Source organism: Streptomyces canus, assembly GCF_041435015.1.
Taxonomy (GTDB): Bacteria; Actinomycetota; Actinomycetes; order Streptomycetales; family Streptomycetaceae; genus Streptomyces; species Streptomyces canus_G.
Window position 1 is genome coordinate 7,005,310 of record NZ_CP107989.1, and the last position, 23,782, is coordinate 7,029,091.

At 70.8% G+C, this 23,782-nt stretch carries 23 protein-coding genes; 17 read left to right on the plus strand and 6 right to left on the minus strand.

What is annotated here, in order from left to right; translation table 11 throughout:
• Nucleotides 1–38: 38 nt before the first annotated feature.
• On the minus strand, nt 39–1,028 hold the full coding sequence (locus OG841_RS31945) for a DUF3068 domain-containing protein (RefSeq protein ID WP_328638221.1): 990 nt from the start codon (nt 1,026–1,028) through the stop codon (nt 39–41).
• A gap of 410 nt (nt 1,029–1,438) precedes the next feature.
• On the opposite strand from OG841_RS31945, the gene OG841_RS31950 reads away from it, so the two are divergent.
• From OG841_RS31950 to OG841_RS31965, 4 genes are all read left to right on the plus strand, one after another.
• Nucleotides 1,439–1,591, plus strand: coding sequence for a hypothetical protein (locus OG841_RS31950; protein WP_020116177.1), 153 nt, complete (start codon nt 1,439–1,441; stop codon nt 1,589–1,591).
• 3 nt (nt 1,592–1,594) lie between these two features.
• On the plus strand, nt 1,595–2,818 hold the full coding sequence (locus OG841_RS31955) for a PucR family transcriptional regulator (protein WP_328638220.1): 1,224 nt from the start codon (nt 1,595–1,597) through the stop codon (nt 2,816–2,818).
• Nucleotides 2,819–3,057: 239 nt separating this feature from the next.
• Entirely contained in the window at nt 3,058–3,831 is a 774-nt protein-coding gene (locus OG841_RS31960; RefSeq protein WP_280857388.1) for an IclR family transcriptional regulator, read from the plus strand.
• Nucleotides 3,828–4,676 carry an SMP-30/gluconolactonase/LRE family protein gene (locus OG841_RS31965; RefSeq protein WP_371567516.1) on the plus strand — a complete coding sequence of 283 codons (849 nt, stop codon included), beginning with the start codon at nt 3,828–3,830 and terminating at the stop codon, nt 4,674–4,676. The genes OG841_RS31960 and OG841_RS31965 overlap by 4 nt, the downstream gene beginning before the upstream one ends.
• On the opposite strand, the gene OG841_RS31970 is transcribed toward OG841_RS31965, so the two are convergent.
• From OG841_RS31970 to OG841_RS31980, 3 genes are read right to left on the minus strand one after another with little or no spacing between them, the layout of a single operon-like run.
• On the minus strand, nt 4,677–6,164 hold the full coding sequence (locus OG841_RS31970) for an FAD-dependent oxidoreductase (protein ID WP_371567518.1): 1,488 nt from the start codon (nt 6,162–6,164) through the stop codon (nt 4,677–4,679). It lies immediately after the preceding gene.
• Nucleotides 6,094–7,389 carry an MAB_1171c family putative transporter gene (locus OG841_RS31975; protein ID WP_365117497.1) on the minus strand — a complete coding sequence of 432 codons (1,296 nt, stop codon included), beginning with the start codon at nt 7,387–7,389 and terminating at the stop codon, nt 6,094–6,096. The genes OG841_RS31970 and OG841_RS31975 overlap by 71 nt, the downstream gene beginning before the upstream one ends.
• Nucleotides 7,386–7,985, minus strand: coding sequence for a toxin-antitoxin system, toxin component family protein (locus OG841_RS31980; protein ID WP_328638217.1), 600 nt, complete (start codon nt 7,983–7,985; stop codon nt 7,386–7,388). The genes OG841_RS31975 and OG841_RS31980 overlap by 4 nt, the downstream gene beginning before the upstream one ends.
• Nucleotides 7,986–8,164: 179 nt before the next feature.
• Between OG841_RS31980 and OG841_RS31985 the strand changes: the two genes are divergently transcribed.
• The 5 genes from OG841_RS31985 to arfA are packed head-to-tail and all read left to right on the plus strand — an operon-like array spanning nt 8,165 to nt 13,836.
• Nucleotides 8,165–9,514: an extracellular solute-binding protein gene (locus OG841_RS31985; RefSeq protein WP_328638216.1), complete on the plus strand. Its 1,350-nt coding sequence runs from the start codon at nt 8,165–8,167 to the stop codon at nt 9,512–9,514.
• Entirely contained in the window at nt 9,511–10,461 is a 951-nt protein-coding gene (locus OG841_RS31990) for a carbohydrate ABC transporter permease (RefSeq protein ID WP_371567522.1), read from the plus strand. The genes OG841_RS31985 and OG841_RS31990 overlap by 4 nt, the downstream gene beginning before the upstream one ends.
• Nucleotides 10,458–11,318, plus strand: coding sequence for a carbohydrate ABC transporter permease (locus OG841_RS31995; protein ID WP_328638214.1), 861 nt, complete (start codon nt 10,458–10,460; stop codon nt 11,316–11,318). The genes OG841_RS31990 and OG841_RS31995 overlap by 4 nt, the downstream gene beginning before the upstream one ends.
• 10 nt (nt 11,319–11,328) lie before the next feature.
• Nucleotides 11,329–12,294: an arabinan endo-1,5-alpha-L-arabinosidase gene (locus OG841_RS32000; protein WP_371567523.1), complete on the plus strand. Its 966-nt coding sequence runs from the start codon at nt 11,329–11,331 to the stop codon at nt 12,292–12,294.
• Between the two features lie 21 nt (nt 12,295–12,315).
• The gene (arfA, locus tag OG841_RS32005) at nt 12,316–13,836 is read left to right on the plus strand and encodes an arabinosylfuranosidase ArfA (RefSeq protein WP_328638212.1); all 1,521 of its coding nucleotides are present in this window, start codon (nt 12,316–12,318) and stop codon (nt 13,834–13,836) included.
• Between the two features lie 4 nt (nt 13,837–13,840).
• On the opposite strand, the gene OG841_RS32010 is transcribed toward arfA, so the two are convergent.
• Nucleotides 13,841–16,828 carry a glycoside hydrolase family 35 protein gene (locus tag OG841_RS32010; protein ID WP_371567526.1) on the minus strand — a complete coding sequence of 996 codons (2,988 nt, stop codon included), beginning with the start codon at nt 16,826–16,828 and terminating at the stop codon, nt 13,841–13,843.
• Between the two features lie 110 nt (nt 16,829–16,938).
• On the opposite strand from OG841_RS32010, the gene OG841_RS32015 reads away from it, so the two are divergent.
• From OG841_RS32015 to OG841_RS32045, 7 genes are all read left to right on the plus strand, one after another.
• Nucleotides 16,939–17,397: an RrF2 family transcriptional regulator gene (locus OG841_RS32015; protein WP_328638210.1), complete on the plus strand. Its 459-nt coding sequence runs from the start codon at nt 16,939–16,941 to the stop codon at nt 17,395–17,397.
• Nucleotides 17,398–17,496: 99 nt separating this feature from the next.
• A complete protein-coding gene (locus OG841_RS32020; protein WP_107104973.1) occupies nt 17,497–18,027 on the plus strand; it encodes an RNA polymerase sigma factor in 531 nt (176 codons plus the stop codon).
• Nucleotides 18,024–18,842, plus strand: coding sequence for a zf-HC2 domain-containing protein (locus OG841_RS32025; protein WP_328638209.1), 819 nt, complete (start codon nt 18,024–18,026; stop codon nt 18,840–18,842). Before OG841_RS32020 ends, OG841_RS32025 begins: the two co-directional genes overlap by 4 nt.
• 32 nt (nt 18,843–18,874) lie before the next feature.
• Nucleotides 18,875–19,684, plus strand: a complete 810-nt coding sequence (locus OG841_RS32030; RefSeq protein ID WP_328638208.1) for an ABC transporter ATP-binding protein — start codon at nt 18,875–18,877, stop codon at nt 19,682–19,684.
• Nucleotides 19,681–21,075, plus strand: coding sequence for a hypothetical protein (locus OG841_RS32035; RefSeq protein ID WP_328638207.1), 1,395 nt, complete (start codon nt 19,681–19,683; stop codon nt 21,073–21,075). The genes OG841_RS32030 and OG841_RS32035 overlap by 4 nt, the downstream gene beginning before the upstream one ends.
• Nucleotides 21,072–21,647, plus strand: a complete 576-nt coding sequence (locus OG841_RS32040; RefSeq protein WP_328638206.1) for a hypothetical protein — start codon at nt 21,072–21,074, stop codon at nt 21,645–21,647. The genes OG841_RS32035 and OG841_RS32040 overlap by 4 nt, the downstream gene beginning before the upstream one ends.
• A gap of 166 nt (nt 21,648–21,813) precedes the next feature.
• On the plus strand, nt 21,814–22,464 hold the full coding sequence (locus OG841_RS32045) for a DUF4360 domain-containing protein (RefSeq protein WP_328638205.1): 651 nt from the start codon (nt 21,814–21,816) through the stop codon (nt 22,462–22,464).
• Between the two features lie 44 nt (nt 22,465–22,508).
• Here the strand turns inward: OG841_RS32045 and OG841_RS32050 are convergent, their stop codons facing one another.
• Nucleotides 22,509–23,294, minus strand: coding sequence for an intradiol ring-cleavage dioxygenase (locus tag OG841_RS32050; RefSeq protein ID WP_328638204.1), 786 nt, complete (start codon nt 23,292–23,294; stop codon nt 22,509–22,511).
• A 146-nt stretch (nt 23,295–23,440) separates the two neighbouring features.
• On the opposite strand from OG841_RS32050, the gene OG841_RS32055 reads away from it, so the two are divergent.
• Complete coding sequence (locus tag OG841_RS32055; RefSeq protein ID WP_266522857.1) at nt 23,441–23,746, plus strand: hypothetical protein; 306 nt, start codon at nt 23,441–23,443, stop codon at nt 23,744–23,746.
• The last annotated feature ends 36 nt before the right edge of the window (nt 23,747–23,782 follow it).

Consider the following 23,782-nt stretch of genomic DNA (forward strand, 5'->3'; position numbering starts at 1 on the left):
AGGTGACAATTTCCGGGCTTATTAGAGCTGACGTCCAGTCACATCGTGAGAACGGGCTCGGGCGTATCGCTCATATCGGTGGACTCGGGGCGCCTGCGTCCCCGTACCACCAAAACGCCCCCCACAGCAGCCAGTACGAATCCAGCCACGGCCGCCCCGATCGGCAACGTCTCGCCCACCGCGCGCAGTTGGCCGCTGTCCCGCTTCGCCAGCCGCACCGCCTCCTTCTGGGTCGCGGTGGTGAACGCGATCTTCGGGCTGTCCAGCAGGACCACGGCGTCCTTCTTCGCGCCGGGCGCCCGCAGGGTGCGCTTCGGGCCGACCTGTGCGTAGACCACCCGGCCGGTGCGCTGGTCGACGACCAGCTCGATGCCGTGGTTGGAGTACCACTCCTCGGCCAGCACCTGCGGCCGGTCGGGCTCGTCCACGATCGTGCCCGGCACCAGCCGTGTCCCGACCTTCGCCGGGGCGACCGTGCCGGTGAACCGGTAACCCGTGTACCCCTGAACCTTCTTCGTACCCTGGTAACGCAACGTCACCGTCGAACCCAGGGAGTTGTCCCACCACTGGTAGGAGCGTCGCTGCACGTCGAAGGGGAACTTCAGATAGGCCTCGCCCTCGATGTACGGCTTCTCGCCGCAGCAGTGCACGGGCTTGGTGGTCTTGCGATCCATCACCCAGCGGTGCGGGACGAATTCGAGCGCGTCGTGCGGGTCGGCGGCCGGCAGCGACTTGTCGGTGTCGACGGTGGTGGTGACGTCCCACACCGCGGCCCGGCCGCTGCGCTCACTGTCCTCGACGTCACCGCGCACCCGCTGGGTGACGGTGATCCGCTGTCCGGGAACCGTCTCCAGTTCCTCGGTGTCGAAGACGCTGCCCGTCCCGCGGTAGACCGCGGTCTGGTCGATGTCGATCGGATTCACGGCCGCCCGCGGAGCCACGTACCACGCGAGCAACGGCGCCAGTACCAGCAAGAACGTGCCGAGTCCCAGCAGAATCAGGGAGATTGGAGAGGCTGTACGGCGCATCCGGACACTCCAGGGGCGTGAGTTGACGGAGTTCGGGCCGCTCTGGGCCCTGTCGTCACACTCCCGTCGTCCGCCCGTAGGGCGGGCCGAGCGGCGTCTGGTGCGTGCAGCTGCAAGGCGGAGGAGGGCGTCGACGCGGAGCGTCGGCAACCGACGACAACGCCGCTGGGGGTCCCCCCCCACGCCTTTTGGGCAGTGGGGGAGTGCGTGCCAGGCGTCGCTCGGCAGGCGGGAGTGTGACGACAGGGCTCTTGGGCCGGAGACCGTATGCGTGTTGGCACGGGGTGTCAATGTCTTGACGGATTGTCAATGTCCTGTCGACACTGGGGCGACAGGCAGGGTGGGTACCGGACGGGTTCCGGGTGGGGACGTACGCCGGATCGAGCCGCTCGAGAGAGGCTGCCCCTGCGATGTCCAGACTGCTCGCCGCCGCACTGACCGTCGTGGTCGCCGCTTTGCTCGCCCTCGGTGCCGCGCTCGGCATCGTCGCCCTGCTGGAGGCGACGCCCGAGCAGCCCAACACCCCGTTGATCACCTACGAGCAGACGGACCAGGGGAGTTGACCCGTGCCCGCCCGCCCGGCAGCTGTGAACACCCGCTCGGCCTGGCACGACGTCCCCCGCCTCCAGGTCCGCCGCTTCGCGGCCATCGCCATGGCCGAGGCGCCGGCCCTCGCGGAGGAGATCCTGCGCGAGATCCGCCGCGAGTACCCCCATCTGCCGGTGGTCCTCGACGAGTCCGGCGAGCCGATGGCGCTGGTCGGCATCCGCCGCGCGATCGAGGTCTTCGTCCAGCACCTGGAGACGGCGGAGGGCCGTCCCACGGTCCCCCCGGGCGTCTTCCAGGAGTTCGGCCGCGGCGAGGGTCTGAACGGCCGGAGCCTCGACTCCCTCCAGGCGATCTACCGCATGGGCGTACGTCTGGCCTGGCGCCGGTTCGCCGACATCGGCCAGCGCGTGGAGATCCCGCCGCCGGCGATGTACGAGCTGGTGGACGCGGGCTATGAGTACCTGGACGGCCTGGTCGACCAGTCGGTCCGGGGCTACGCGGAGGCAGCGGCCCGCCAGGCGGGCGAGCGCCTGCGCCTCCAGCGCCGCCTGATGGAGTTACTCCTGGCCGAACGCCACCGGGGCGACCCGGCGGACGCGCTGACGGAACGCGCGGCCCGCATCGGCTGGCCCCTCCCGAAGAAGGTGGCGGTCGGCGTCCTGCTCCGTCCGGCCCGGGAGGCGGTGCCCCCCGCGGTGGGCCAGGGAGTCCTCCTGGACATGGACTACGAACAGCCCCGCATGGTCGTCCCGGAACCGGGCGCGGCGGGCCGCCCCGAACTTCTGCACCGGGCCCTGACCGGCTGGGCGGGCGCGATAGGACCCCCGGTCCCGCTCGCCGACGCGGCGAAGTCCCTCCGCTGGGCCGAGGCCGCCGTACGCCTGATGGAGCGCGACCTGCTCCCCGCCGGGGACGTCCTGTACTGCACCGAACACACCGAGGCCCTGGTCCTGCTCCAGCCGGAGGAGCTGATCGACGATCTGGCCCTGCGCTGCCTGGCCCCCCTGCGGCACTGCGGCCCCACCCACGGCCGCCGCCTCGCGGAGACCTTGCTGGCCTGGCTGGAGACGAGGGGCGGGGCCCCGGAAGTGGCGGCCCGCCTGGGCGTCCACCCCCAGACCGTCCGCTACCGCCTCCGCCAGATCCGGGAGCTGTGGGGCGACGAGATCGACGACCCGGACCGGCGGTTCGAGCTGGAGCTGGTACTGCGGGCCCGACGGTTGCGGGGAGAGCTGGCATGAGAGGCGGCCACCCCGGCCCTCAGTGAGCGCCCACGCAATGTGACGTGTCGCACACGAACACGCGGGAACCGGCAGCTCGCACCCCTGCCCTTCCTGCGGAAACGGGCCGGACGGGGAGTTCGTGACCCGCATGACCATTGCCGGAGGAAAGAGCCTGTCGCTAGCCTGTGTTCGTCATGCCGATCGTCTGTTGAAATTTCGAACGCAGACGCCTTAGACACACAGAGAGGGGGCCGGTTGTGGGACGCCTCGTACCTGCCGTGACCCGGGCTCTCGATATTCTCGAGCTCTTCCTCGACGGAGACGGGACGCTCTCCGCCCCCGACATCGTGCGCAGGCTGCAGCTGCCGCGCACCACCGTGCACGAGCTGGTGACCACTCTCGCCGCCCGGTCGTACATCGTCCAGGTCCCGGGCCAGCCGGGACGCTACCGGCTCGGCGTGCGGCCCTACCAGCTCGGCAGCCGGTACGCCGAGCAGCTCGACCTCGCCGCCGAGGGCCAGCAGGTCGCCCGGTCCGTCGCCGAGACCTGCGACGAGACCGTACACGTGGCGATCCTCGAGGGCACCGACGTCATCTACATCGCCAAGGTCGACTCGACGCACGCGGTGCGGATGGTGTCGGCCGCCGGCCGGCGCCTGCCCGCGCACTGCACCTCCGTCGGCAAGATGCTCCTCGCCTCCCTCCCGGAGCCGCAGCTCGCCTCCCGTATCCCGGACGACACTCCGCTCCCCGGTATGACGCCCAACAGCATCACCGACCCCGCCGCCCTGCGCGAGGCCCTCGACGAGATCCGGCAGCGCGGAGTCGCCGTCGAGAACCGTGAGTCCAACCCGGACGTGTCCTGCGTGGCCGCCCCGGTCCGCGACCGCACCGGGCAGGTCGTCGCCGCGCTCTCCATCTCCGTGCCGATGATCCGCTGGAGCGACGACCGCCGCGGCGAGCTGGAGCAGCTCGCCGCCAAGGGCGCCGCCGAGCTGTCCGAGCGCCTCGGCCACCGGAGCGTGGGATGACCCGCTTCACGAAGTACGACGTCGCCGTACGCGCCGAGGCCACCCTCGGTGAGGGGCCCACGTGGGACGGCGAGCGGCTCCTGTGGATCGACATCCTCGGCGCCCGGCTCCACACCTACGACCCCGTCTCCGGCCACCGCTCGGTCCGCGTCCTGGACCAGCACATCGGCGCCGTCAAGCCCCGCGCGGGCGGCGGACTCGTCCTCAACCTCCGCGACGGCGTGGCCCTGCTGGACCCCGACGACTCCTTCCGCTGGCTCCACCACGAGCCCCTCCCCGGCCGCCGGGCCAACGACGCCGCCGTGGCCCCCGACGGCTCTCTGTGGGCGGGCACCATGCGCTACGACGAGGCCCCGGGCGGCGGCACCCTGTCCCGGATCACGGGTGACGGCACGCACCGCACCGTCCTCGACGACGTGGCCGTCAGCAACGGCACCGGGTGGAGCCCGGACGGCCGGCTCATGTACTACATCGACTCACCCACCCGCCGCGTCGACGTCTTCGACCACGAGAGCGGGCGGCTCTCCGGCCGTCGGCCCTTCGTCGAGATCGAGGACGGCGCCGGCTTCCCCGACGGGCTCACGGTCGACGCCGACGGATGCGTCTGGGTCGCCCTGTGGGACGGGGGAGCGGTCCGCCGCTACACACCCGACGGCACCCTCGACCACGTGATCACCCTCCCGACCCCGCGCGTCACCGCGTGCGCGTTCGGCGGCCCGGACCTGACCGACCTGTACATCACGACCGCACGGGTGGGGCTGGACGCCCCGCACCCGGTGGCGGGCTCACTGCTGGTGGTACCGGGGGCCGGCAAGGGCGTGGCGCAACAGCCGTTCGCGGGCTGACTACTGAAGCTCCGCCCTCTTCAACTCCTCCGCGGACAAGGGCGGTTCGGTCAGAGTCGGCTTCAACGGGCCCACCGCCGCCGCCAACAGGACACCCGGCGCCAGCAACACCTCCGCCCGCCGCTCCAGCGACGTCACGTCGGTGACGCGGCGGGCGATCCGTCCGTTCCCGGTGGCCGTGTACATCAGCCGGTCGACGTACGCGGCCACCAGGCGGTCCCGTGCCGTCGGCCCCTCCGCCGTGGCACCGGGGTAGAACACGTCCTGCCCTATCGCCAGATCCCAGGCACCGCCGACCGGCCGGGCGATCGCCTTCTGGATACGACGGGCCAGACCGGGCGCGCCCCAGCCATGCCGTCGTACCACCGCCCGCAGGGCCACCGCGCCCTGGGCCGCCACCGACATGCCGTGCCCGTAGACCGGGTTGAACGCGGCGACGGCGTCGCCCAGCACGGCGAAGTTCTCGGGCCACACCGGCATCCGCTCGTAGTAGTGGCGGTGATTGGCCGTCGTCCTGGTCAGCGTCACGTCCGTCAGCGGCTCGGCACGTTCGGCGAGGTCGGCGACGATCGGGTGGCGCAGCTCCGCACGGGCGTACCGGGCGAAGTCGGCGGCGTCGGCCGAGGGTTCGCCGCCGCGGGTGCCGTACAGCGTGACCAGCCACTGCCCGTTCTCGATCGGCAGCAGCACACCGCCGCGTCCGGGACGTCCGGAGCGCGCGTCGGGCTGGACGCTGATCACGGGGTAGCCGTCGCGGGCGAGTTCGGGGGCGCGGTAGCGGCGGCTGGCGTAGGTGAGACCGGGGTCCACGGTGCGGCTGCGGGGGGCGGGCAGGCCGAGCTCGGTCAGCCAGCGCGGGGTCCGTGAGGAGCGGCCCGTCGCGTCGACCACCAGGTCGGCGCGCAGGGTGCGTTCGGCGCCGCCCACCCGCACCCGGACGCCGGTCACCGCCGCGCCCGTGCCGTCGAGCCCGAGCACCTCGGAGTCTTCGAGCAGCTCGATCCGGTCGTCGGCCAGCACCTGGGCCCGCACCGTGGCGTCCAGCAGGTCCCTGCTGCACAGCAGCATGAAGTGCGACTCGTGCCAGCGGCGGAACCAGCCCCTCGGCGACAGCGCCACCATGTCCGTGGTCACCGGCAGCCGGTGCGCCCCCGCCGACCGCAGCCGCCGCGTCACGCCCGGCAGCAGTTCCTCCAGCGCGATCGCCCCGCCGGACCACAGCTGGTGGACGTGCCGGGCCTGCGGAAGCCCCTTGCGGGGCGCGGGACCGGGGGGCAGCACGTCGCGCTCCACGACGATCACCCGGTCGGCGAGTCCGGCCAGGGCGGCGGCCGCGAGCATGCCGCTGTGGGATCCCCCCAGGACGACGGCGACCGTGGCGGGGGAGGGGCGCCGCGTCAGACTCGCCTCGCGGCGGTCATCCTCGCCGGCCTGCTTTCCTGCCGGGGGTCTGGGGGGCGTCGTCCCCCGGGAAGACGCAGTACTCATGCGTGGACATGCTCTCTGCCGGGACGGTGGCGCGGCCGCGCACCGCCGTGATCTCGTCGGGACTGCGCAGGGCCTCGGAGACGGCGTGGATCTCCTGCAACAGGTAGGTGGTGTCGAAAGCCGTCGTGTCGTCGCCGTCCGTGGCGTGCCGACCGGTCTCGACGGCCTCCAGGATCGTCACGGCGGCGGCGAGGGCCTGGGCCCGGCCGGGCGCGGCGCCGAGGGCGAGGGCGGTGTCGTGGGCCCGCCGCCGCAGGTCTTCGTCGAGGCGGCGGGAGAGCTGGAGGAGCGCGTCGCGGATGTAGGTCTCGCGGCGGATCAGGCGGATCTCGGGGGCGGCCCACAGGGCGAGTGGCTCACGACGGCCCGTGACGGTCCGCAGCAGCCGGGCCAGCGGCTTCAGGCTCCGGCACCGGCGGCGGATCAGCCAGCGCCCGTGGAAGTACTGTCCGGCGTGCGGGACGATGACGCCGGTCGCGACCATGGTGGCGCCCACGCAGGCGGCGGACGGCGCGATGTTGGTGTTGAGCCAGTCCAGGTCGTGCCCGGTCCACCGGGCCGTGATGGCGGTGAACTTGGCGGCGCTGAAGAGGAGGTTGGTGACGTATCCGACGGTCAGGAACCTCAGCCCCCAGCGCAGCCACCCGTCGAGTCCCTCGGTGCGGATCCAGGTCCAGATGAGCCGGGCGGTGATCAGACAGGCCGCCGTGTGCACGGTCAGGTAGAGAAGGATCTCCTCGCGCATGAAGGGGGTGGTGGCGTAGTACGTGTCCAGGTCCCGGATCTGTTCCACCGGTACGTCGGCGAGCGCGAACAGGACCCACAGCGCGACCACCACGGCCGTGTAGACGGAGACCACCCACCGGGTTGCACGTCGCGTCTGCTCCCGGCGGTCGGTGTGGCCGTTGCGCCAGTGCACCACCAGCAGCAGCCAGGACGCGGACAGTGCGGTGATCAGGGAGTACACCCAGGGTGCCGCGATGTTCGGCACACCGGTGACCCGGTTGGTCCAGGCGATCGTGCCGGGGGCCGCGAAGACGAACACCGCGCAGGCGAGCAGCAGCACACCGCCGACGGCACGCAGCAGAGGGTCCCGCCACAGCTTGACGATGCTGGGCAGTTTGATCGCCAGGGCCGCGCCCAGGACCAGGCCCGGCAGCCAGAAGGATATGTACAGGCCGGTGAGGAACGCGGCCGGCCCGTCGGCCAGCTGTGGAGCGGTCACCGGGTCCCGCCTCCGCGGCCTCGGTAGCCGAGGGATCTCTGGACCGGGTCGGCGGCGGCACGGTCGCCGCCCCGTCCCGACGCGTAGGACCAGAACACCGCCGCCAACCGGTGCCCGAAGTCGTCGGCCTCGGCCTCGTCCGCCTCGCGGGAGCCGTTGCGGGCCGCCACGGTCAGGGCGACGGAATCCCAGCCGGGCCGACCGGCCAGCGCGTCCGCCGCGGCCGCGTGATGGTGCGAGTGGCCCGCGTGCAGGTGCCACAACTCATGGCCCAGGATGACCAGTTGCTGCATCGCCTCGGCCCGCTCCTCCACGATGACGAGGTCGAAGTCCTGGAACTCCACCCACAGTCCGGTCACCGCGATCTCGTCGGGGAACCGCTCGAAGCGCAGGTCCACGGGCCGTCCGCCGCGGCGCGCGCTCATCTCCTGGCACAGGGCCCGGCACAGCTCGGGCACGTCGGCCGGGGGGCGGGGTCTGGCCCGGACCGCGGCGCTGAGGTGGGAGACCAGATCGCGCATGGCCGAGGTCGCACGGGTGCGTCGCAGCGCCGAGGCGATCCGGGCCGCACTCCTGCGCGCGCCCGCGATGTCCATCCCACCCCCTGAACTCTCCCGCCGCCGTAGGACGGGCTGTTCGAGACTACGCGCACGGAACTGTCCCGTCACGCGATCCGATTTTGCTGTCCGGGCCATTGACTAGAAAGCGCTTCCTGCCTACGGTCCCGTTCGAAGTTACGAGCGCAATTCGAGATATCGAACAGATGGGGCAGGGAATGGGACGACCTGACCTGAGCCGCAGGCAACTTCTCGCCGCGGCGGGCGGGCTGACCGTCGCCGCGAGCTTCGGCTTCGCGGCCCTCGGCACCGGCGCCGACGCGCTCGCCTCCGGTGCGGACACCCGGGTGCGCTACTGGAACCTCTTCAGCGGCGGCGACGGCGCCAACATGATCGCGATGCTGGACGCCTTCCGCAAGGCCCACCCGGACATCGACGTGAAGGACTCCACCCTCCAGTGGGGCAACCCCTTCTACACCAAGCTCGCCATGGCGGCCGCGGGCGACCGCGCACCCGACCTCGGCGTCATGCACATGGGCCGGGTCACCGGCTTCTCGCCCGGCCGCCTCCTCGACCCGTGGGACGTCGACCTGCTCGCCAAGTACGGCGTACGGGAGCAGGACTACAACCCGGCGCTGTGGAAGCGCGGCGTCATCGACGGCAAGCTCTACGCCCTCCCGCTCGACATCCACGTCCAGCTCTGCTTCTACCGCAAGGACGTCCTGGGCAAGGCGGGCCTGCTCGGTGACGACGGCCGGATGATCCCGGTCACCTCCACCGACGAGTGGTTCGACGTCCTGAAGAAGGCCAAGGCCGCCCAGAAGAAGGGCCTTCAGACGATCGGCCTGTGGACCAACGACCAGAACTTCCAGTGGTGGTTCTTCGTCGCCTTCTACACCCAGCTCGGCGGCAAGTGGTTCGACGACGCCAACACCGAGGTCCTCTTCGACCCCGACAAGGCCACCCAGGTACTGGAGTTCCTCCGCCGGCACGTCACCGACGGGTACGTCATCCCCGGCGCCCCCACCGGTGAACAGTTCATCAACGGCGCCCCCTTCACCTGGGAGGGCAACTGGTCCGTGCCGGTCTTCTCCGGTGCGAAGCTCGACTACGGCGCGACCCCGCTGCCGCCCGTCTTCGGCAGACAGGCCACGCACGCCGAGTCGCACGCCTTCGTCCTGCCGCACCAGGCGGGCCGCGGCGGCGCCACCAACGAGGGCGCCCACGAACTCGCCGCGTACGTCGTCACGCACGCCCTCCAGTGGGCGGCCGGCGGGCACATCCCCGCGTACACGCCGACGCTCTCCACGGCCGCGTACAAGAAGCTCACCCCGCAGAACGAGTACGCCGGCGCCATGGACCACCAGGCCACCGAGCCGAAGGTGTGGTTCGCGGGCTCCACCGGCGTGCTCGCCCAGGACCTCGGCCCGGTCGTCGTCTCCTCGACGATGGGCTCCGCCAAGCCGGCGTCGGTGGCGCGGACGATGAAGAAACACCTCACCAAGCTCCTCGCCTCGAAGAACCCGATGGACGGCAGGACCGCCGCGCAGGGAGGTGCGATCGCATGACGACCAGCGCTCACATGACGACCGGAGCCGTCGCCGCACCGGCACGGGCCAGGACCGCGACCGCCGCGGCGACCGTCCGTCGCAAGCAGGGCTTCCAGCACGGCGGCTGGTTCGTCGCCCCGTTCCTCGCGCTCTTCGCGCTGTTCGTGATCTGGCCGCTGCTGCGCGGCATCTACCTCAGCTTCACGGACGCCAACATCTCCGGCGACGGCGCGAGTTTCGTCGGCCTGGACAACTACCGCGAGGCCCTGAACGACTCGGCGATGTGGGACGCGCTCGGCCACAGCGCGTACTTCACGCTGCTGGTCGTCCCGTGCATCACGGTCCTCGCCTTCCTGCTCGCGATGCTCGCCCACCACATCGAGCGCGGCAAGTGGCTGTGGCGGCTGTGCTTCTTCGTGCCGTTCCTGCTGCCCTCGACGGTCGCCGCCAACATGTTCCAGTGGCTGTTCACCCAGGGCATCGGCCTGATCAACGAGACCTTCGGGCTCGACACACCCTGGCTGACCGACAAGTCGTACGCGATGCTCGCCATCGTCATCGAGACCCTGTGGTGGACCGTCGGCTTCAGCTTTCTGCTCTACCTCGCCGCCCTCCAGGGCATCCCCGACCACCTCTACGAGGCCGCGAAGCTGGACGGCGCGAACGCCTGGCAGCGCATGGTCCACATCACGCTGCCGATGCTGCGCAACATCACCGGCCTGGTGATCGCGCTCCAGATCCTCGCCTCGCTGCAGCTCTTCGACCAGGCCGTCGTGATGATGGACTTCGGGCCGGGGCCGGAGGTCAGCACCCGCTCCTTCGTCCAGTACACCCTCGAACAGGGCTTCACCAGCTACCGCGTGGGCTACGCCTCCGCGATGTCCATCATCTTCTTCGTGATCATCGCAGTCGTCGCCCTGGCGCGGATGTGGCTGCTGCGCACCCGTGAGGAGAGCGGCCGATGACCACCGCCGTACAGGTCCGCAAGAGCCCCCGTAAGCCCTGGACGCCCAGCCAGATCATCCTCACGCTGATCGGTGTCGCCGTCTCCGCCGTGTTCGTGGCGCCGATCGCGGCGGCGCTGTTCACCTCCCTCAAGTCCGAGGCGGAGGCGGCCGAGATCCCGCCGCACTGGCTGCCCGAGGTCTGGACGGCCCAGGCGTGGAAGGCGCTGTGGGAGACCGGCAACATCACCAACTGGTTCATCAACTCGCTGGTGGTGTCGGTCTGCGTCACCTCCGTCGTGCTGACGGTCAGCGCCCTCGCCGGATACGGCTTCGCCCGCACCGAGTTCCGCGGCAAGAGCGTGCTCATGGGCATCGTGATGTCGGGCCTGATGATCTCCCCGGCGGTCCTGGGAGTGCCCCTCTTCACGACGGTCCAGCAGCTGGGGATGGTCGACACGTACTGGGGCATGATCCTCCCCCAGTGCGCGCCGGCCGCGATGGTCTACATCCTCTACAAGTTCTTCCAGGGCGTCCCGCGCGAACTGGAGGAGGCGGCCTTCATCGACGGCGCGGGCCGCTGGCGGGTCTTCTTCACGATCGTCGTCCCGCTCGCGAGGCCGTCTCTGGCGGCGGTCGGCATCTTCACCTTCATCGCCTCCTGGAACAACTTCCTGTGGCCCTACATGGTGACCAACAACCCCGACCTGATGACCATGCCGAACGGCATCGCGACCGTCATGAACTCCTACGGCATCCAGTGGGCCCAGCTCATGGCCGGCGGCCTCATGGCGGGCCTCCCGCTGATCATCGTCTTCGTCTTCTTCCAACGCCAGATCGTGGCGGGCGTGGCCCACACGGGTCTGGCCGGTCAGTGAGGAGGCCGAGTTGAAGCGCCTGAGATACGTCACCCTTCTGACCGCCGCCCTCGTCGCCGTGCTCCCGACCACGGCACAGGCGGACGTCACCTACCCCGACCCGCTCCCGGTCACCGGGCAGCAGATCATCCACGATCCGACGGTCGTCCGGCTCAAGTCCGGTGGCTACGCGGCCTATTCGACCGGTGGGGTGATCGGCGCCCGGCTGTCCAAGGACCTCAGGCACTGGACCGACGCGGGCAACGCCTTCGCCGAGCCGCCGAGCTGGTGGTACGAGTACAACGACACCGGTGACCCCTGGGCGCCGGACGTCTCGTACCGCGCCGGCCGGTACTGGCTCTACTACGCCGTCTCCTCCTGGGGCACCAACCACTCCGCGATCGGCGTGGCCACCTCCCCGTCCGGCCTCCCCGGCACCTGGACCGACCACGGCAAGGTCTTCACCTCCGAGACCACCGACTCCTGGAACGCCATCGACCCGGCGGTCGTCCGGGCGGACGGCAGGCTGTGGATGTCGTTCGGCTCGTACTGGACGGGCATCCGCATGGTCGAGCTGAGCCCGGTCACCGGGAAGGCCCTCCCCGGTGCCACCGTCCACCACCTGGCCACCCGCCCCGACGCCCCGTACGCGGTCGAGGGCCCGTACCTCGTCAAGCACGGCCGCTACTACTACCTCTTCGCGTCCTACGACGCCTGTTGTGCGGGAGTGAACTCCACGTACAAGATCAGGGTCGGAAGGTCCACGACGATCACGGGCCCGTACGTCGACAGCACCGGCAAGCCGCTGCTGGAGGGCGGCGGCGACCTGCTGCTGACAGGACACGGGAGGTACATCGGCACGGGAGGCGAGTCGGTCTTCCGCGCCCGCGGCCAGGACTGGCTGGCCTACCACTACTACGACGCAGACGACAACGGCACACCGAAGCTGGGCCTGAACAGGCTCGGCTGGGTGCGTGACTGGCCCGTTGTCACGTAATTCCGTTCCTGAAAGGTCCCCATGAGCAAGTCCACCGCCCGCTTCACCCTCGACCCCGCCTTCAAGGTCGGTGAAGTCAACCCCCGCCTCTTCGGCTCCTTCGTGGAACACCTCGGGCGCTGCGTCTACACCGGCATCTTCGAACCGGACCACCCCACCGCCGACGACAAGGGCCTGCGCCAGGACGTCCTGGACCTCGTCCGCGAACTCGGCGTCACCGCCCTGCGCTACCCGGGCGGCAACTTCGTCTCCGGCTACAAGTGGGAGGACTCCGTCGGCCCCGCCGAGGATCGCCCCCGCCGCCTCGACCTCGCCTGGCACTCCACCGAGACCAACCGTTTCGGCCTCTCGGAGTACATCGACTTCCTCCGCAAGGTCGGCCCCCAGGCCGAGCCCATGATGGCGGTGAACCTCGGCACGAGGGGCGTCGCCGAGGCCCTCGAACTCCAGGAGTACGCCAACCACGCCGACGGCACGGCCCTGTCGGACCTCCGTGTCGCCCACGGCGACAAGGACCCCTTCGGCATCAAGCTCTGGTGCCTCGGCAACGAGATGGACGGCCCCTGGCAGACCGGCCACAAGACGGCCGAGGAGTACGGCCGGATCGCCGCCGAGACCGCCCGCGCCATGCGCCAGATCGACCCCGGCGTCGAACTCGTCGCCTGCGGCTCCTCCAGCCAGTCCATGCCCACCTTCGCCGCGTGGGAGGCGACGGTCCTCGAGGAGACGTACGACCTCGTCGACTACGTCTCCCTGCACGCCTACTACTGGCCGGAGGACGGTGACATCGACTCCTTCCTCGCCTCCGCCGTCGACATGGAGTCGTTCATCGCCAACGTTGTCGCGACCGCCGACCACGTGGGCGCCAAGCTCAAGTCGAAGAAGAGGATCAACCTCTCCTTCGACGAGTGGAACGTCTGGTACCTGCCCGAGTGGGAAGCGCGCGCCAAGGAGTTCGAGCGGGACGACTGGCCCGAGGCCCCCCGTCTTCTGGAGGACAACTACAGCGTCCTCGACGCGGTCGTCTTCGGCTCGCTCCTCATCGCTCTGCTGCGGCACGCCGACCGCGTCACCGTCGCCTGTCTCGCCCAGCTCGTCAACGTGATCGCCCCGATCATGACCGAGCCGGGCGGCCCGGCCTGGCGCCAGACGACGTTCTTCCCGTTCGCGCAGGCCTCGACGTACGGTCGCGGTGAGGTCCTCGACGTACGGGTCGACTCGCCGACGTACGAGACGAAGAAGTTCGGCGAGACGGACCTCCTGCACGCCACGGCCGTGCGCGCCGAGGACGGCACGGTCACCGTCTTCGCCGTCAACCGCGGCCAGAACGACCCGCTGCCGCTCGAAGTCGCCCTGAGCGGACTGGACTTGACGAGCGTCGTCGAGCACAGCGTCCTCGCGGACGCCGACCCGGACGCCCGCAACACCCTCGACACCCCCGAGCGGGTCGCCCCGCACGCGGCCGAGGGCACCGCGCTCCAGGACGGCACCCTCACCGCCGTACTGGAGCCGCTGTCCTGGAACGTGATCCGGCTGGCCTGACGGTTCAGCGGCCGGGGGAGTCCACCGGTGTCACCGGCACTCCTCCGGCCGAGGCCCCCATCGCCGTCAGCCGTACGTCCCTGGGCCCCGACTCCGTCGTCCCGTCGGACAGCACCGCCAGCGCCAGGGTGTTGGTGCCGCGGGTGCGCAGGATGCCGTTCGGCAGGACGAAGGTGTGCTGCGGGCCCACGTCGTTGACGTACTGGCCCATGTTCCAGCCGTTGAGGAAGATCTGGACGCGGTAGGCGCGCTGCGGATCGTCGTCGAGGGTGAGGCCGACCGAGGCGTCGATGCCGGCGTCGACGGCGAGCCGGAACGTCGTCCGGTACCAGGTGACCCCCTGGAGCCGGTCGGCGCGGGGCAGCTCCGCGGCCTCCCAGCCGTCCTCGGCGAAACCCGGCAGATGCCAGCCCTTGCGCTCCCCGTACAGGCCGCCGTTGTTGAGCGGACCGCGCACCGGGTCGGAGGTCGTCTCGCCCTGGATGCGCCAACTCGCCTTCGGTGAACCGCCCTTGAAGGTGACCTCCGTCAACCCGCGGGCCACCTTGTGGGAGTCGGCGGATCCGCCGTCCATGTCGTGCGCCATCCGCCGTACCAGGACGGACAGCACGCGAGGCGACTCTTCGGCGGCCGGTGGCACCTCGAAGGTGGCCGTCGCCGTCCAACTCCCCTTGCGCGCCGTGCTCTTGTCCGGCACCGGCATCCGGTGCGTGCCCAGCGGCTCGCCGTCGAGCCACGCCATCAGCAGCCCCTGTGTGCCGGTGCTGTAGGCGAGGGACACCGACTCCAGGTCGTCCGCGTCCGTCAGGCGTCCCCGGTACCAGACGTCGCCGTAGTGGAAGCCGTAGTCGTCGGCGAACAGCACCGGCCCGCCCTTCGGGACCGGGGTGACGCTGTACGAACCGGTGCGGTCGGCCGTCGTCCAGCCGGAGTCGTCGTAGTCCGGGGCGGACTCGAAGTTCTCGGTACGGCGCCGCCAGCCGCCCAGTGCGGGCAGCCGCACCTCGCCCACCGCGGGCACGGGGAGCTGTCCGGGCGTGGCCGGCATATCGGCGCGCAGGCTGCCCATGGGGGTGACCGAGGTACGCAGCGGGCGTCCGTTCCAGGTGATCCGGCCGATGCCGCGCGGGGCCCACACCTCCATGCCCGTCCCCTCGACGGTGTCGCCGGTGAGATGGGCGGTGACACCGTCCAGGGTGGCCTCGCGCACCAGCGAGGGCCCGTACACCAGTACCGTGCCGGTCGGGGTGTCCACCGGGAACAGCCTGAGCGCGGCCGCGTCGTCGGCGAGGACCACCAGCAGCGGGGTGTCGCTGCCGCCCGCCTCGATCCGCACCCGGGCCAGCCCGCCGACGCCCATCGGCGCGGTGATCCTGAGGACACCGAGGTCGTAGTTCCACGCGGGTTCCGCGTCGCCCCGGGTGACCAGCGGCTCCTCCGGGCACTCCAGCAGGACCTGCGCCATCTCGCCGTGCGGGGCCGTGAACACGGCGACGTCCATCCGCCCGACCTTCAGGTACATCATGGGCTGCGCGGTGGCGTACTTGAGGGTGCGCCCGCCCAACTGCAGGTTGGCGGTGAGCAGTCGGGCGTCATGGGCGGCGACGGTGAACGCCACGTCGATCCCGGCGGCCGGGACGGTCGTGGTGATCGGCGCGTCGGTGTCGTTGCGCACGACGTACACCTGGGAGCCGGTGTCCGGGTTGGTCAGGTGGTACACCTTCAGCCGCTCGTCCTCGGCCCGCACCGCGTCCGCCCGATCCAGCTTGGCGAAGTCCGGCACGGTCCCCAGGAGATGGCCGAGCTGGTGGACCGGGGCGAGCTTCGGTGTCTGGCGGCGCGCCTCGTCGATCGCCGCCCCGTAGTCGTACGACGTGTAGACCTGCGGCGCGGGCAGCCAGCCCCACGAGGTGCCGCCGAAGGTCATGTAGACGTTGTGCACGGTGATGCCGTTGGCGAGGTTGGTGAGCTGGAAACGCCGCTCGTAGGCCGCGTCCCGGGTGTACCGCGCCTCTGCGTACCCCTTGCCGTCGAAGGTGGCCCCACCCCACGGGTCGAACCAGCCGCCGCCGAACTCCGGGATGAACCCGGGTGTCCTGGGGCTGGCCGTCGCCCCGCCCTTGAGGCCGCCCTCCCCGAAGTCCCCCCAGTCCGGCGGCGCCTGGGCCGGGTCGGGATACCCGTCGAAGCCGTACAGCCAACCACGCTCCTCGCCCCCGGTGTTGAAGGAACCGGGGGCCCAGTAGCCGTTCCTGCCCTTGTCGTTGTGGAACAGCGGAACGTCGATCCCGTCGGCGCGCACCTTCTTGTACAGGTGGGACATGTAGTCGCGGCCGAGGCTCTCGTCGACGAAGGCGTCGTACTCGTTCTCGATCTGGTAGAGCAGGACCGTGCCCCTGCCCTTGGTGAACAGGTGCCGGGCGGCGATGGCGTTGACCTCGGTCAGCCACTCGTCGACGTAGGACAGATACGTCGGGTCGGAGGTGCGGGCCCGGCCGGCGGTCGCCGCGAGCCAGCCCGGGAAGCCGCCGCCGTCGACCTCGGCGTTGATGTACGGGCCGGGGCGCAGGATCACGTACAGGCCGGTCTCGGTGGCCGTGCGCAGGAACAGATCGAGGTCGCGGACACCGGTGAAGTCGTACTGGCCGGGGCCGGGGGAGTGGTAGTTCCAGGCCACGTACGCACTCACCGCGTTGAAGCCGTGGGCGCGCATCTTCTGCAGGACGTCCCGCCACAGCGACGGACTCGGCAGCCGGAAGGGGTGCATCTCGCCCGACCGCAGCACCAGACGCCGGCCGTCGACCAGCAGCGAGTACTTGTCGTAGCCGACCTTGTGCCGCACCCGGTCGGCCGCGGGCGCGCCCGGTGCGGGCCCGGTGGGCACGCTGTGGGAGGCGTACGCCCGGGTGGTCTCCCCACCACTGCCGCTCAGCGCGAAGCCGAGCGCCGTGGTGCCGGCGAGGGCGCTGAATGTACGTCTGCTCAGCTCCAAGGGAGCGCCTCCTGGTCGTGCCGCGCTAGCGCCAGTCCGTCCGTGGGTGTGAGTGGTGTGCCTATTGTGGCGTGGCCATTGTCTACGCCCCAACGCCGCACAATTGTCGTATGAGGATCTCTGCACGGGCGGACTACGCGGTACGGGCGGTGCTGGAGCTTGCCGTGAGGCAGGACGTGGAACCGGTGAAGGCCGAGGCCATCGCTCTGGTCCAGGACATTCCGCACAAGTTCCTTGAGGGGATTCTCGGCGACCTGAGGCGCGGTGGGATCGTCGACAGCAGGCGTGGCGGGGGCGGCGGTTACCGCCTCGCCCGGGAGGCCTCGGCCATCACGGTGGCGGACGTCATCCGTGCGGTCGACGGGCCGATCGTCTCGGTGCGCGGCGAGCGCCCCACCGGTCTGGAGTACACCGGCTCCGCACAGCCGCTGCTCCCGCTGTGGATCGCCCTGCGGGCCAACGTCCGCAAGATCCTGGAGGGCGTCACCATCGCCGACATCGCGGGCGACGCGCTCCCGGAGCCGGTCCAGCAACTCGCGGCCGAACCGGCCGCTTGGGAGAACCCCTGATTCCATGCCTGTGTGACGTGGATCACGGCGAGGGGAAAACCTGCCGCCGGGGCCGGGCGTCTAGCAGGTGTGAGATCAGTCAGAGCAGCGCTGCACGAGATGGACGAGGAGCGTCTCGTCCGGCTGGTGGCCAAAGGCGACCGTGCCGCGTTCGAGGAGCTGTACCGGCGTACGTCGCCGTGGATGGTGGTGCGGCTGCGCCGCCGGTGCGTGGACGAGCAGATCGTCGCGGAGGTCATGCAGGAGACCTACCTGGCGGTGTGGCGTGCGGCAGGTGCGTTCGCCGGGACCGCTGTCGGGGGGACGGCCACCGGCTGGCTGTGGACGATCGCGGCACGCCGCCTGGTCGACGCGTTCCGGCGCAGGGCGCACCACGCGGAGCCGCCGCCGGCCGCCGCCCCGCCCGACGTGGCACCCGCCGCCGAGGAGTTGGCGCTCGCGGAGACCGTCGGCGGTGACGTCGGGGACGCGCTGCGGAGCCTCGCACCGGAGCTGAGACAGGTACTGCAGGCGATGGTGCTCGACGGGCTGTCCGTCCGCGAGACCGCGGTCCTGCTCGGGCTGCCCGAGGGCACGGTCAAGACCCGTGCCCGCCGGGCCCGTATCGAGATGCGGAGGGCGCTGGCATGAGTGTCGAACACGCGTCGAGGCGAATCATCGAGGGATACGTACGCGGCGGCGCGGACCTCTCCGCCGACGAGGTGTGGGCCGTGGAGGCGCATCTGGAGATGTGCCGGGTGTGCCGTGACCGGCTGTCCGCGGCGGTCGGTGCCGGGGCGCCCGACGTGGCGCGGCTCGTCGACACCGTGTGGTCCGGCCTCGAACCCCGACTCGCGGTCACCGCCACGATGCCGCGCCGACGGCGCTGGTCGGCGCGGCTGTCGAGGTGGATGACCCCCACGATGGTGCCGTGGCTGGCCATGGCCGTGGGCGTGACGCTGCTGACCCTGCTGCTCGACCTGGCCTACACCGGTTCCGGCGAGGTGTCGCTGGTGCTGCTGCTCGCCCCGGTGCTGCCCGTGCTCGGCGTCGCGGCGTCCTGGTCGCGCGGTCTGGACCCGGCCTACGAGCTGACGGCCTCGGTGCCCAGGAGCGGGCTCCATCTGGTGCTGCGGCGCACCGTGTCCGTGCTCGGCGTGGTGGTCCCCGCGCTGCTGGTGGGCGGCTGGGCGACGGGAGTGATGGTGGTGCAGTGGTTGCTGCCCTGTCTGGCCTTCACCTCGACGACCCTGGCGCTCGGCGGTGTCATCGGTGTGACCCGCGCCGCCTTCGTGCTGGCCGCCGTGTGGGCCGGTGTGGTCGTGGCGCCGACCCTGGCCACCAGCCGTACGACCTTCGCCCTGCAGACAGGCGGTCTGCCCGCCTGGGGACTGATCCTCGCCCTCGGTGTCGGTGTCGTGATCGCCCGCAGAGGCGCGTACACCCTGCTGGGAGCCCATCGATGACCATCGGAAAGAACTCGGGAAAGGAACACCGCATGACGTCCGCCGTGAGCGCGGCCGACATCGCACCGACGGCCTACGCCTGGGAGATCCAGGCCACCGGGCTGAAGGTCAGGGTCGGCAGGAAACGGATGGCCGTCGACGGCCTCGACCTCTCGCTGGGCATCGGCGTCCACGGCCTCCTCGGCCCCAACGGGGCGGGCAAGACCACCCTCATCCGGACGCTGGCCACCGTGCTGCGCCCCACCGAGGGCAGCCTGGAACTACTCGGTGAGTCCGTGGGCGGCATGGGCGAGCACCGAGCGGTGCGCCGCCGAATCGGCTATCTGCCGCAGGAGTTCGGCTACTACAAGCGCTTCACCGTGCGCGAGTTCGTCGAGTACATGGCGTGGCTGAAGGAGGTGCCCAGAGCGAGCATCCCCGCGGCGGTGCAGCGCGCCGTGGAGCGGGTGGGTCTGGCGGACCGCGCCGACGAGAAGATGAAGGCCCTGTCGGGCGGCATGGTGCGCCGGGTCGGTATCGCCCAGGCCATCGTCAACGACCCGACGATCCTGCTCCTCGACGAGCCGACGGTCGGCCTGGACCCGGCGCAGCGGCTGCGCTTCCGCGAGCTGCTGCAGGAGTTGGGTACGGACACCTGCGTGCTCGTCTCGACCCATCTGGTGGAGGACGTCGCCGCCGCCTGTACCGACGTGGTGCTCTTCGCCGAGGGGCGGCTGGTCTTCAAGGGGCCTCCGGACGAACTGGCCTCGGTGGGCGGCCCGGAGCACGAGGGTGACAGCCCGCTGGAGCGCGGCTACTCGGCCATGCTGCTCAACCCCGAGCAGGGAAGGGGGACGTGGTGAACGGCCGGGTTCTGCGCATCGAGTTGAGGCGTTCGGTGGCCCCGTGGGCCGGTGTCGTGGTCCTGGTGCCGGCGCTGGCGTTCCTCTACCTGCTGGACGGCAGCTGGTGGAGCGGCACCACGGCGTGGACGGCCCAGTGGACGTCCATGGCCCTGTGGACCCGCTCCCTGCTGTTCTACCTGTGGCCGCTTGCCGTGGGGCTCGGTGCGCTGCAGGGACTGCGTGATCATCGCTCGAAGATGTCCGAGCTGCTGACGAGCACCCCGCGGCCCGCCCGGCACCGCGCGGCCACCCTGGCGGGCGCGACGGCGATCACGCTGGCCTCGGCCTTTGCGCTTCTCGTCCTCGTGGGCGGGGTCCAGGTGCTCGCCCACACCGAGTACATGCACCTCGGGTGGTTGCCGATCTCGCTGGTGGGGGTGCTCTCTCTCGTAGCGGGGGCCGTGCTGGGCATGGGGGCCGGGCGGGCTCTGCCGTCCGTGCTCACCCCGCCCGCGCTGGCCATGGGCGCCTTCGTGTTCACAGCCCTCATGCACATGTCTTTGGGCCGGACGGAGACGAGCACGGCGGCGGGGGTCCCGGCCACGGAGCCGAACCGGATCTCGCTGCTGTCACCGGCGCTGGAGGACGTGCGCGAGGCGTTCGTCACGCTGTCCGCCCCCGTGCACGTCGGGCAGACGATCTGGCTGCTCGGCATGGCCGCGACCGGCTTCGCACTGCTCGTCGCCACGACCCCGCGCACCCGGCTGACCGCCCTGACGCCCGTCCTGGCGGGTGCGGTGATCGCCCTGCTCGTCCTCCCCGCCGACGCGCGCCGGATGTACGTCGTCGACAAGGCCGCCGCGGAGCTGGTGTGCGACGGCCCGGTGTGCGTGACGAAGACGCAGCAGGCACGACTCGCCGACCTCGCGGGCCCCGGCAAGGAGGCGCTGCGCCTGCTGCGCGGAGCCCTCGGTGATCAGGCGCCGGACTCGGTCCGGGAGAACACCGCCGTACTGCCGGAGGGGTCCACGCCGCGGTGGTCCCGCGGGACCGTTCTCCTCGACTTCGACGACGACCTCGTCGCCACCGCGAAGGGCGAGGAGCTGACCTGGGCCCTGGTCGCCAAGGGCATGGTGCCGGGGTGCACCCCCGTCGGCTGGAGCGGCATGGGCGGAGACGAATACGCGCGGACCGTCGCGCTGGGCTGGGTCCTCGGAGACCTCAAGCCGCTCGGCGGCCCGTCGGCACGTCTGCCCGCCCGGGCCGATGCCGAGACCCGCACGGTGTGGAAGGAGCTCATGGCGCTGCCACGGGCCGAGCAGCTCTCGCGGATCAACGCGATGCGCGCTGCCGCGCTCTCCTGCGAGGGCGACCCGTTCGACGCGCTGAAGGGCGGTGCGTCCCGGTGAGATGGCTGACGTTGTACGCGCGCTCGCGTCAGGTACCCGCGTCGCTCGCCGCGGTGCTGATCGGCGCGATGACGGTATGGGCACTCGCCCGGGACGGGAACGCGGGACCCGTTGATCCGAAACTGCCCGCGCTCATCCTCACCACGGGGGCGATGGCGGTCTCGGTCGGGCTCGGCGGGCAGGACCTCGCGCTGGACCGGACGGCCGCGATCCGCTGGATGTCCCGCAGAGCGGCGCACGTGCTGCTCGCCGGTGTGGCCGTCGCCGCGTCGCTGCTGACGGTGCAGACCATGGGCGTGTCCATGGCCACCACCGCGTTCGTCGTCCGGGACAGCGCGGGCCTGATGGGCCTGGTCGCCCTCGGCGCCGCGCTCTCGGGCGGCCAGTACGCATGGACGCTGCCGTTCGCCTGGCTCTCGCTGGTGTTCCTCGCCCCGCCCCCGACGAGTACGCCGACGCACGTGGCGATGTGGATGCTGCTGCCTCCCGGCACGGCGGCGGGCACCTGGACAGCCCTGGTCCTCACGGTCGTCGGTACCACGGCCTACGCCGTCGCCGGTCCGAGGCGGTAGCCGCCCAACTGGGGCTGCTTACACGTGAGTTCGGACAACAGTGGAATGGCTGGAGTTCGCTCTGGCGGTGCCACAGGGCGCTCCCTACGATTCGATCGCCGCGGTGCTTCACAGAAACCACACAGGTTCTCCACGCTTCAACAACAGCGCAGAGGAGAGACCCCCCATGGCAAGTGGACTTCTTCTGGGCGGCGCCGTCGCCGCTCTCATGGCCGCGGCGGTGCCCGCGCACAACCCGTCCGGCGGGTTCGTCGACCCGCCCCCGGACAAGATCGTCATCAACGTCGCCACGGTGAACGGCTCCGGCTGTCCCGCGGGCACGGCGGCCGTCGCCGTCTCCGAGGACAACACCGCGTTCACGGTGACCTACAGCGACTACCTCGCCCAGGTCGGCGGCAACTCCGACCCCACGGCGTTCCGCAAGAACTGCCAGCTCAACCTGATCGTCCATGTCCCGCAGGGCTTCACGTACGCCATCGCCGAGGCGGACTACCGGGGCTTCGCCTCGCTCCAGGCCGGCGCGAGCGGCGTCCAGCGGGCCTCGTACTACTTCCAGGGCTCCTCGCAGACGGCCGCCAAGACCCACACCTTCCCCGGCGCCTACAACGACAACTGGCAGGCGACCGACACCACGGACTGGGCCCAACTGGTGTGGGCGCCCTGCGGGGTTCAGCGCAACTTCAACATCAACACCGAGGTCCGGGTGAACGCGGGCTCCTCCTCGCCGACCAAGGTCAGCTTCATGACGATGGACTCGACCGACGGTGACATCAGCACCGTGTACCACATGGCGTGGAAGGAGTGCCCCGGCAGGTGAACGGGCGTCGCCCGCCGCTCCTGTGGGCGGCGGGCGACGCGTGATCAGCGTTCGACGCCGAGGGTCAGGGTGCCGGAGTAGCCGGCGGAGGGGCTGCTGCCGAGGGCGGTCAAGGTCAGGAGGCCGGACGCGGCGCCGCCGTCGTCGTAGATCCCGTCCTGGGCGAGGGTGGTGCGGCGGACCGTGTTGGCCGAGTACGGCGAGAGCGCGCCGACCTTGGCGGTGACCGTCTCGTCGAAGAAGAGCTGGCCGGTGTGGAGCTCGGTGCCGCCGGTGAAGGAGCCGTCGGAGGTGAGGGTGACGCCGACGTGCACCTTCACGTGGATGTGGACGCAGCGGCCTATGTACCAACCGGGGTAAACCGTCGTGATGTTGGCGACGCCGTTGGAGTCGGTGAGCACGCCGCCGCGCAGGAAGGTGCCGCTGTCGGGCTCGTTGTGGCCGTTGTTGCCGACGTAGCCGGAGTACTCGCCGAGCGCGTCGCAGTGCCAGATCTCGACGAGGGCGTCACTGATCGTGGCGCAGGTGTCGTCGTCGACGACGGTGAGGGCGAGTTCGAGCGGGAAGCCGGTCTTGCCCTCGGTGATGTCGGCGCGGACGTACTGGCCGTCGAGGTAGTAGGGGCCTTCGGTCATCTCCTTGGTGAGGGTGCAGACCGCCGCGGCGGCCACGGGGGCCGTGTCGGGGGACGCCTGGGTGCGGGACGCGGCGGCGCCCACGGCGAGGGCGGCGGCGGTGGCGCCCGTGGCGACCAGGACGGTGCGGCGGGCGACGGTGTCTCTCGTCGAGGGCTCGGACATGGGGGTCTCGTTCCTGGGGGTGTCTGTCATGAGCACGACACCATAAAAGCGGTCGCTGTTGATGGGCTGTCAGTTCGGCAAAATGAGGGATCGTCAAGTTTCTTGCGAGACAGGTTGCGGTGTCTGGAGGGGTGGACGCGGTACCGTACCGGGGCGTATGCCGACAAGGAGGGTAAATGGGGCTTACCGTGCGGGTCGAACGGCGCATCGCGGAGGACTTCCCCGGCCGGGACGGCGAGGTGGTGGGAGATCTCCTCACCGAACTGGTCAACCACCTGACCGACCGCGGCGACCGGGAGGACAAGGAACGGATCGCCGCAGCGACGCTGCTGTGCGGACAGGGCCGGGTGGACCGTCTCCTCGACGCCGTCCAGCTGGCCAAGGAGGACTGGCGGGACGTGCTGGTGGGCGCGGGCTTGGCGGACGCGGGGTGGAGGGAGCGGTTGGAGGCGGACTTCGGGCCGGCGGCTCCGGCCGGCTGACCTACGGGTGCGAGCCCCACGGCGGCTGTCGAACCG

What these genes read in the sequence shown, in the direction of transcription:
- OG841_RS31945 (WP_328638221.1), bottom strand. Translation starts at nt 1,028, where the DNA reads ATGCGCCGTACAGCCTCTCCAATCTCCCTGATTCTGCTGGGACTCGGC.
- OG841_RS31950 (WP_020116177.1), top strand. Translation starts at nt 1,439, where the DNA reads ATGTCCAGACTGCTCGCCGCCGCACTGACCGTCGTGGTCGCCGCTTTG.
- OG841_RS31965 (WP_371567516.1), top strand. Translation starts at nt 3,828, where the DNA reads ATGACCCGCTTCACGAAGTACGACGTCGCCGTACGCGCCGAGGCCACC.
- OG841_RS31970 (WP_371567518.1), bottom strand. Translation starts at nt 6,164, where the DNA reads ATGAGTACTGCGTCTTCCCGGGGGACGACGCCCCCCAGACCCCCGGCA.
- OG841_RS31980 (WP_328638217.1), bottom strand. Translation starts at nt 7,985, where the DNA reads ATGGACATCGCGGGCGCGCGCAGGAGTGCGGCCCGGATCGCCTCGGCG.
- OG841_RS31985 (WP_328638216.1), top strand. Translation starts at nt 8,165, where the DNA reads ATGGGACGACCTGACCTGAGCCGCAGGCAACTTCTCGCCGCGGCGGGC.
- OG841_RS31990 (WP_371567522.1), top strand. Translation starts at nt 9,511, where the DNA reads ATGACGACCAGCGCTCACATGACGACCGGAGCCGTCGCCGCACCGGCA.
- OG841_RS31995 (WP_328638214.1), top strand. Translation starts at nt 10,458, where the DNA reads ATGACCACCGCCGTACAGGTCCGCAAGAGCCCCCGTAAGCCCTGGACG.
- arfA (WP_328638212.1), top strand. Translation starts at nt 12,316, where the DNA reads ATGAGCAAGTCCACCGCCCGCTTCACCCTCGACCCCGCCTTCAAGGTC.
- OG841_RS32015 (WP_328638210.1), top strand. Translation starts at nt 16,939, where the DNA reads ATGAGGATCTCTGCACGGGCGGACTACGCGGTACGGGCGGTGCTGGAG.
- OG841_RS32020 (WP_107104973.1), top strand. Translation starts at nt 17,497, where the DNA reads ATGGACGAGGAGCGTCTCGTCCGGCTGGTGGCCAAAGGCGACCGTGCC.
- OG841_RS32025 (WP_328638209.1), top strand. Translation starts at nt 18,024, where the DNA reads ATGAGTGTCGAACACGCGTCGAGGCGAATCATCGAGGGATACGTACGC.
- OG841_RS32030 (WP_328638208.1), top strand. Translation starts at nt 18,875, where the DNA reads ATGACGTCCGCCGTGAGCGCGGCCGACATCGCACCGACGGCCTACGCC.
- OG841_RS32045 (WP_328638205.1), top strand. Translation starts at nt 21,814, where the DNA reads ATGGCAAGTGGACTTCTTCTGGGCGGCGCCGTCGCCGCTCTCATGGCC.
- OG841_RS32050 (WP_328638204.1), bottom strand. Translation starts at nt 23,294, where the DNA reads ATGACAGACACCCCCAGGAACGAGACCCCCATGTCCGAGCCCTCGACG.
- OG841_RS32055 (WP_266522857.1), top strand. Translation starts at nt 23,441, where the DNA reads ATGGGGCTTACCGTGCGGGTCGAACGGCGCATCGCGGAGGACTTCCCC.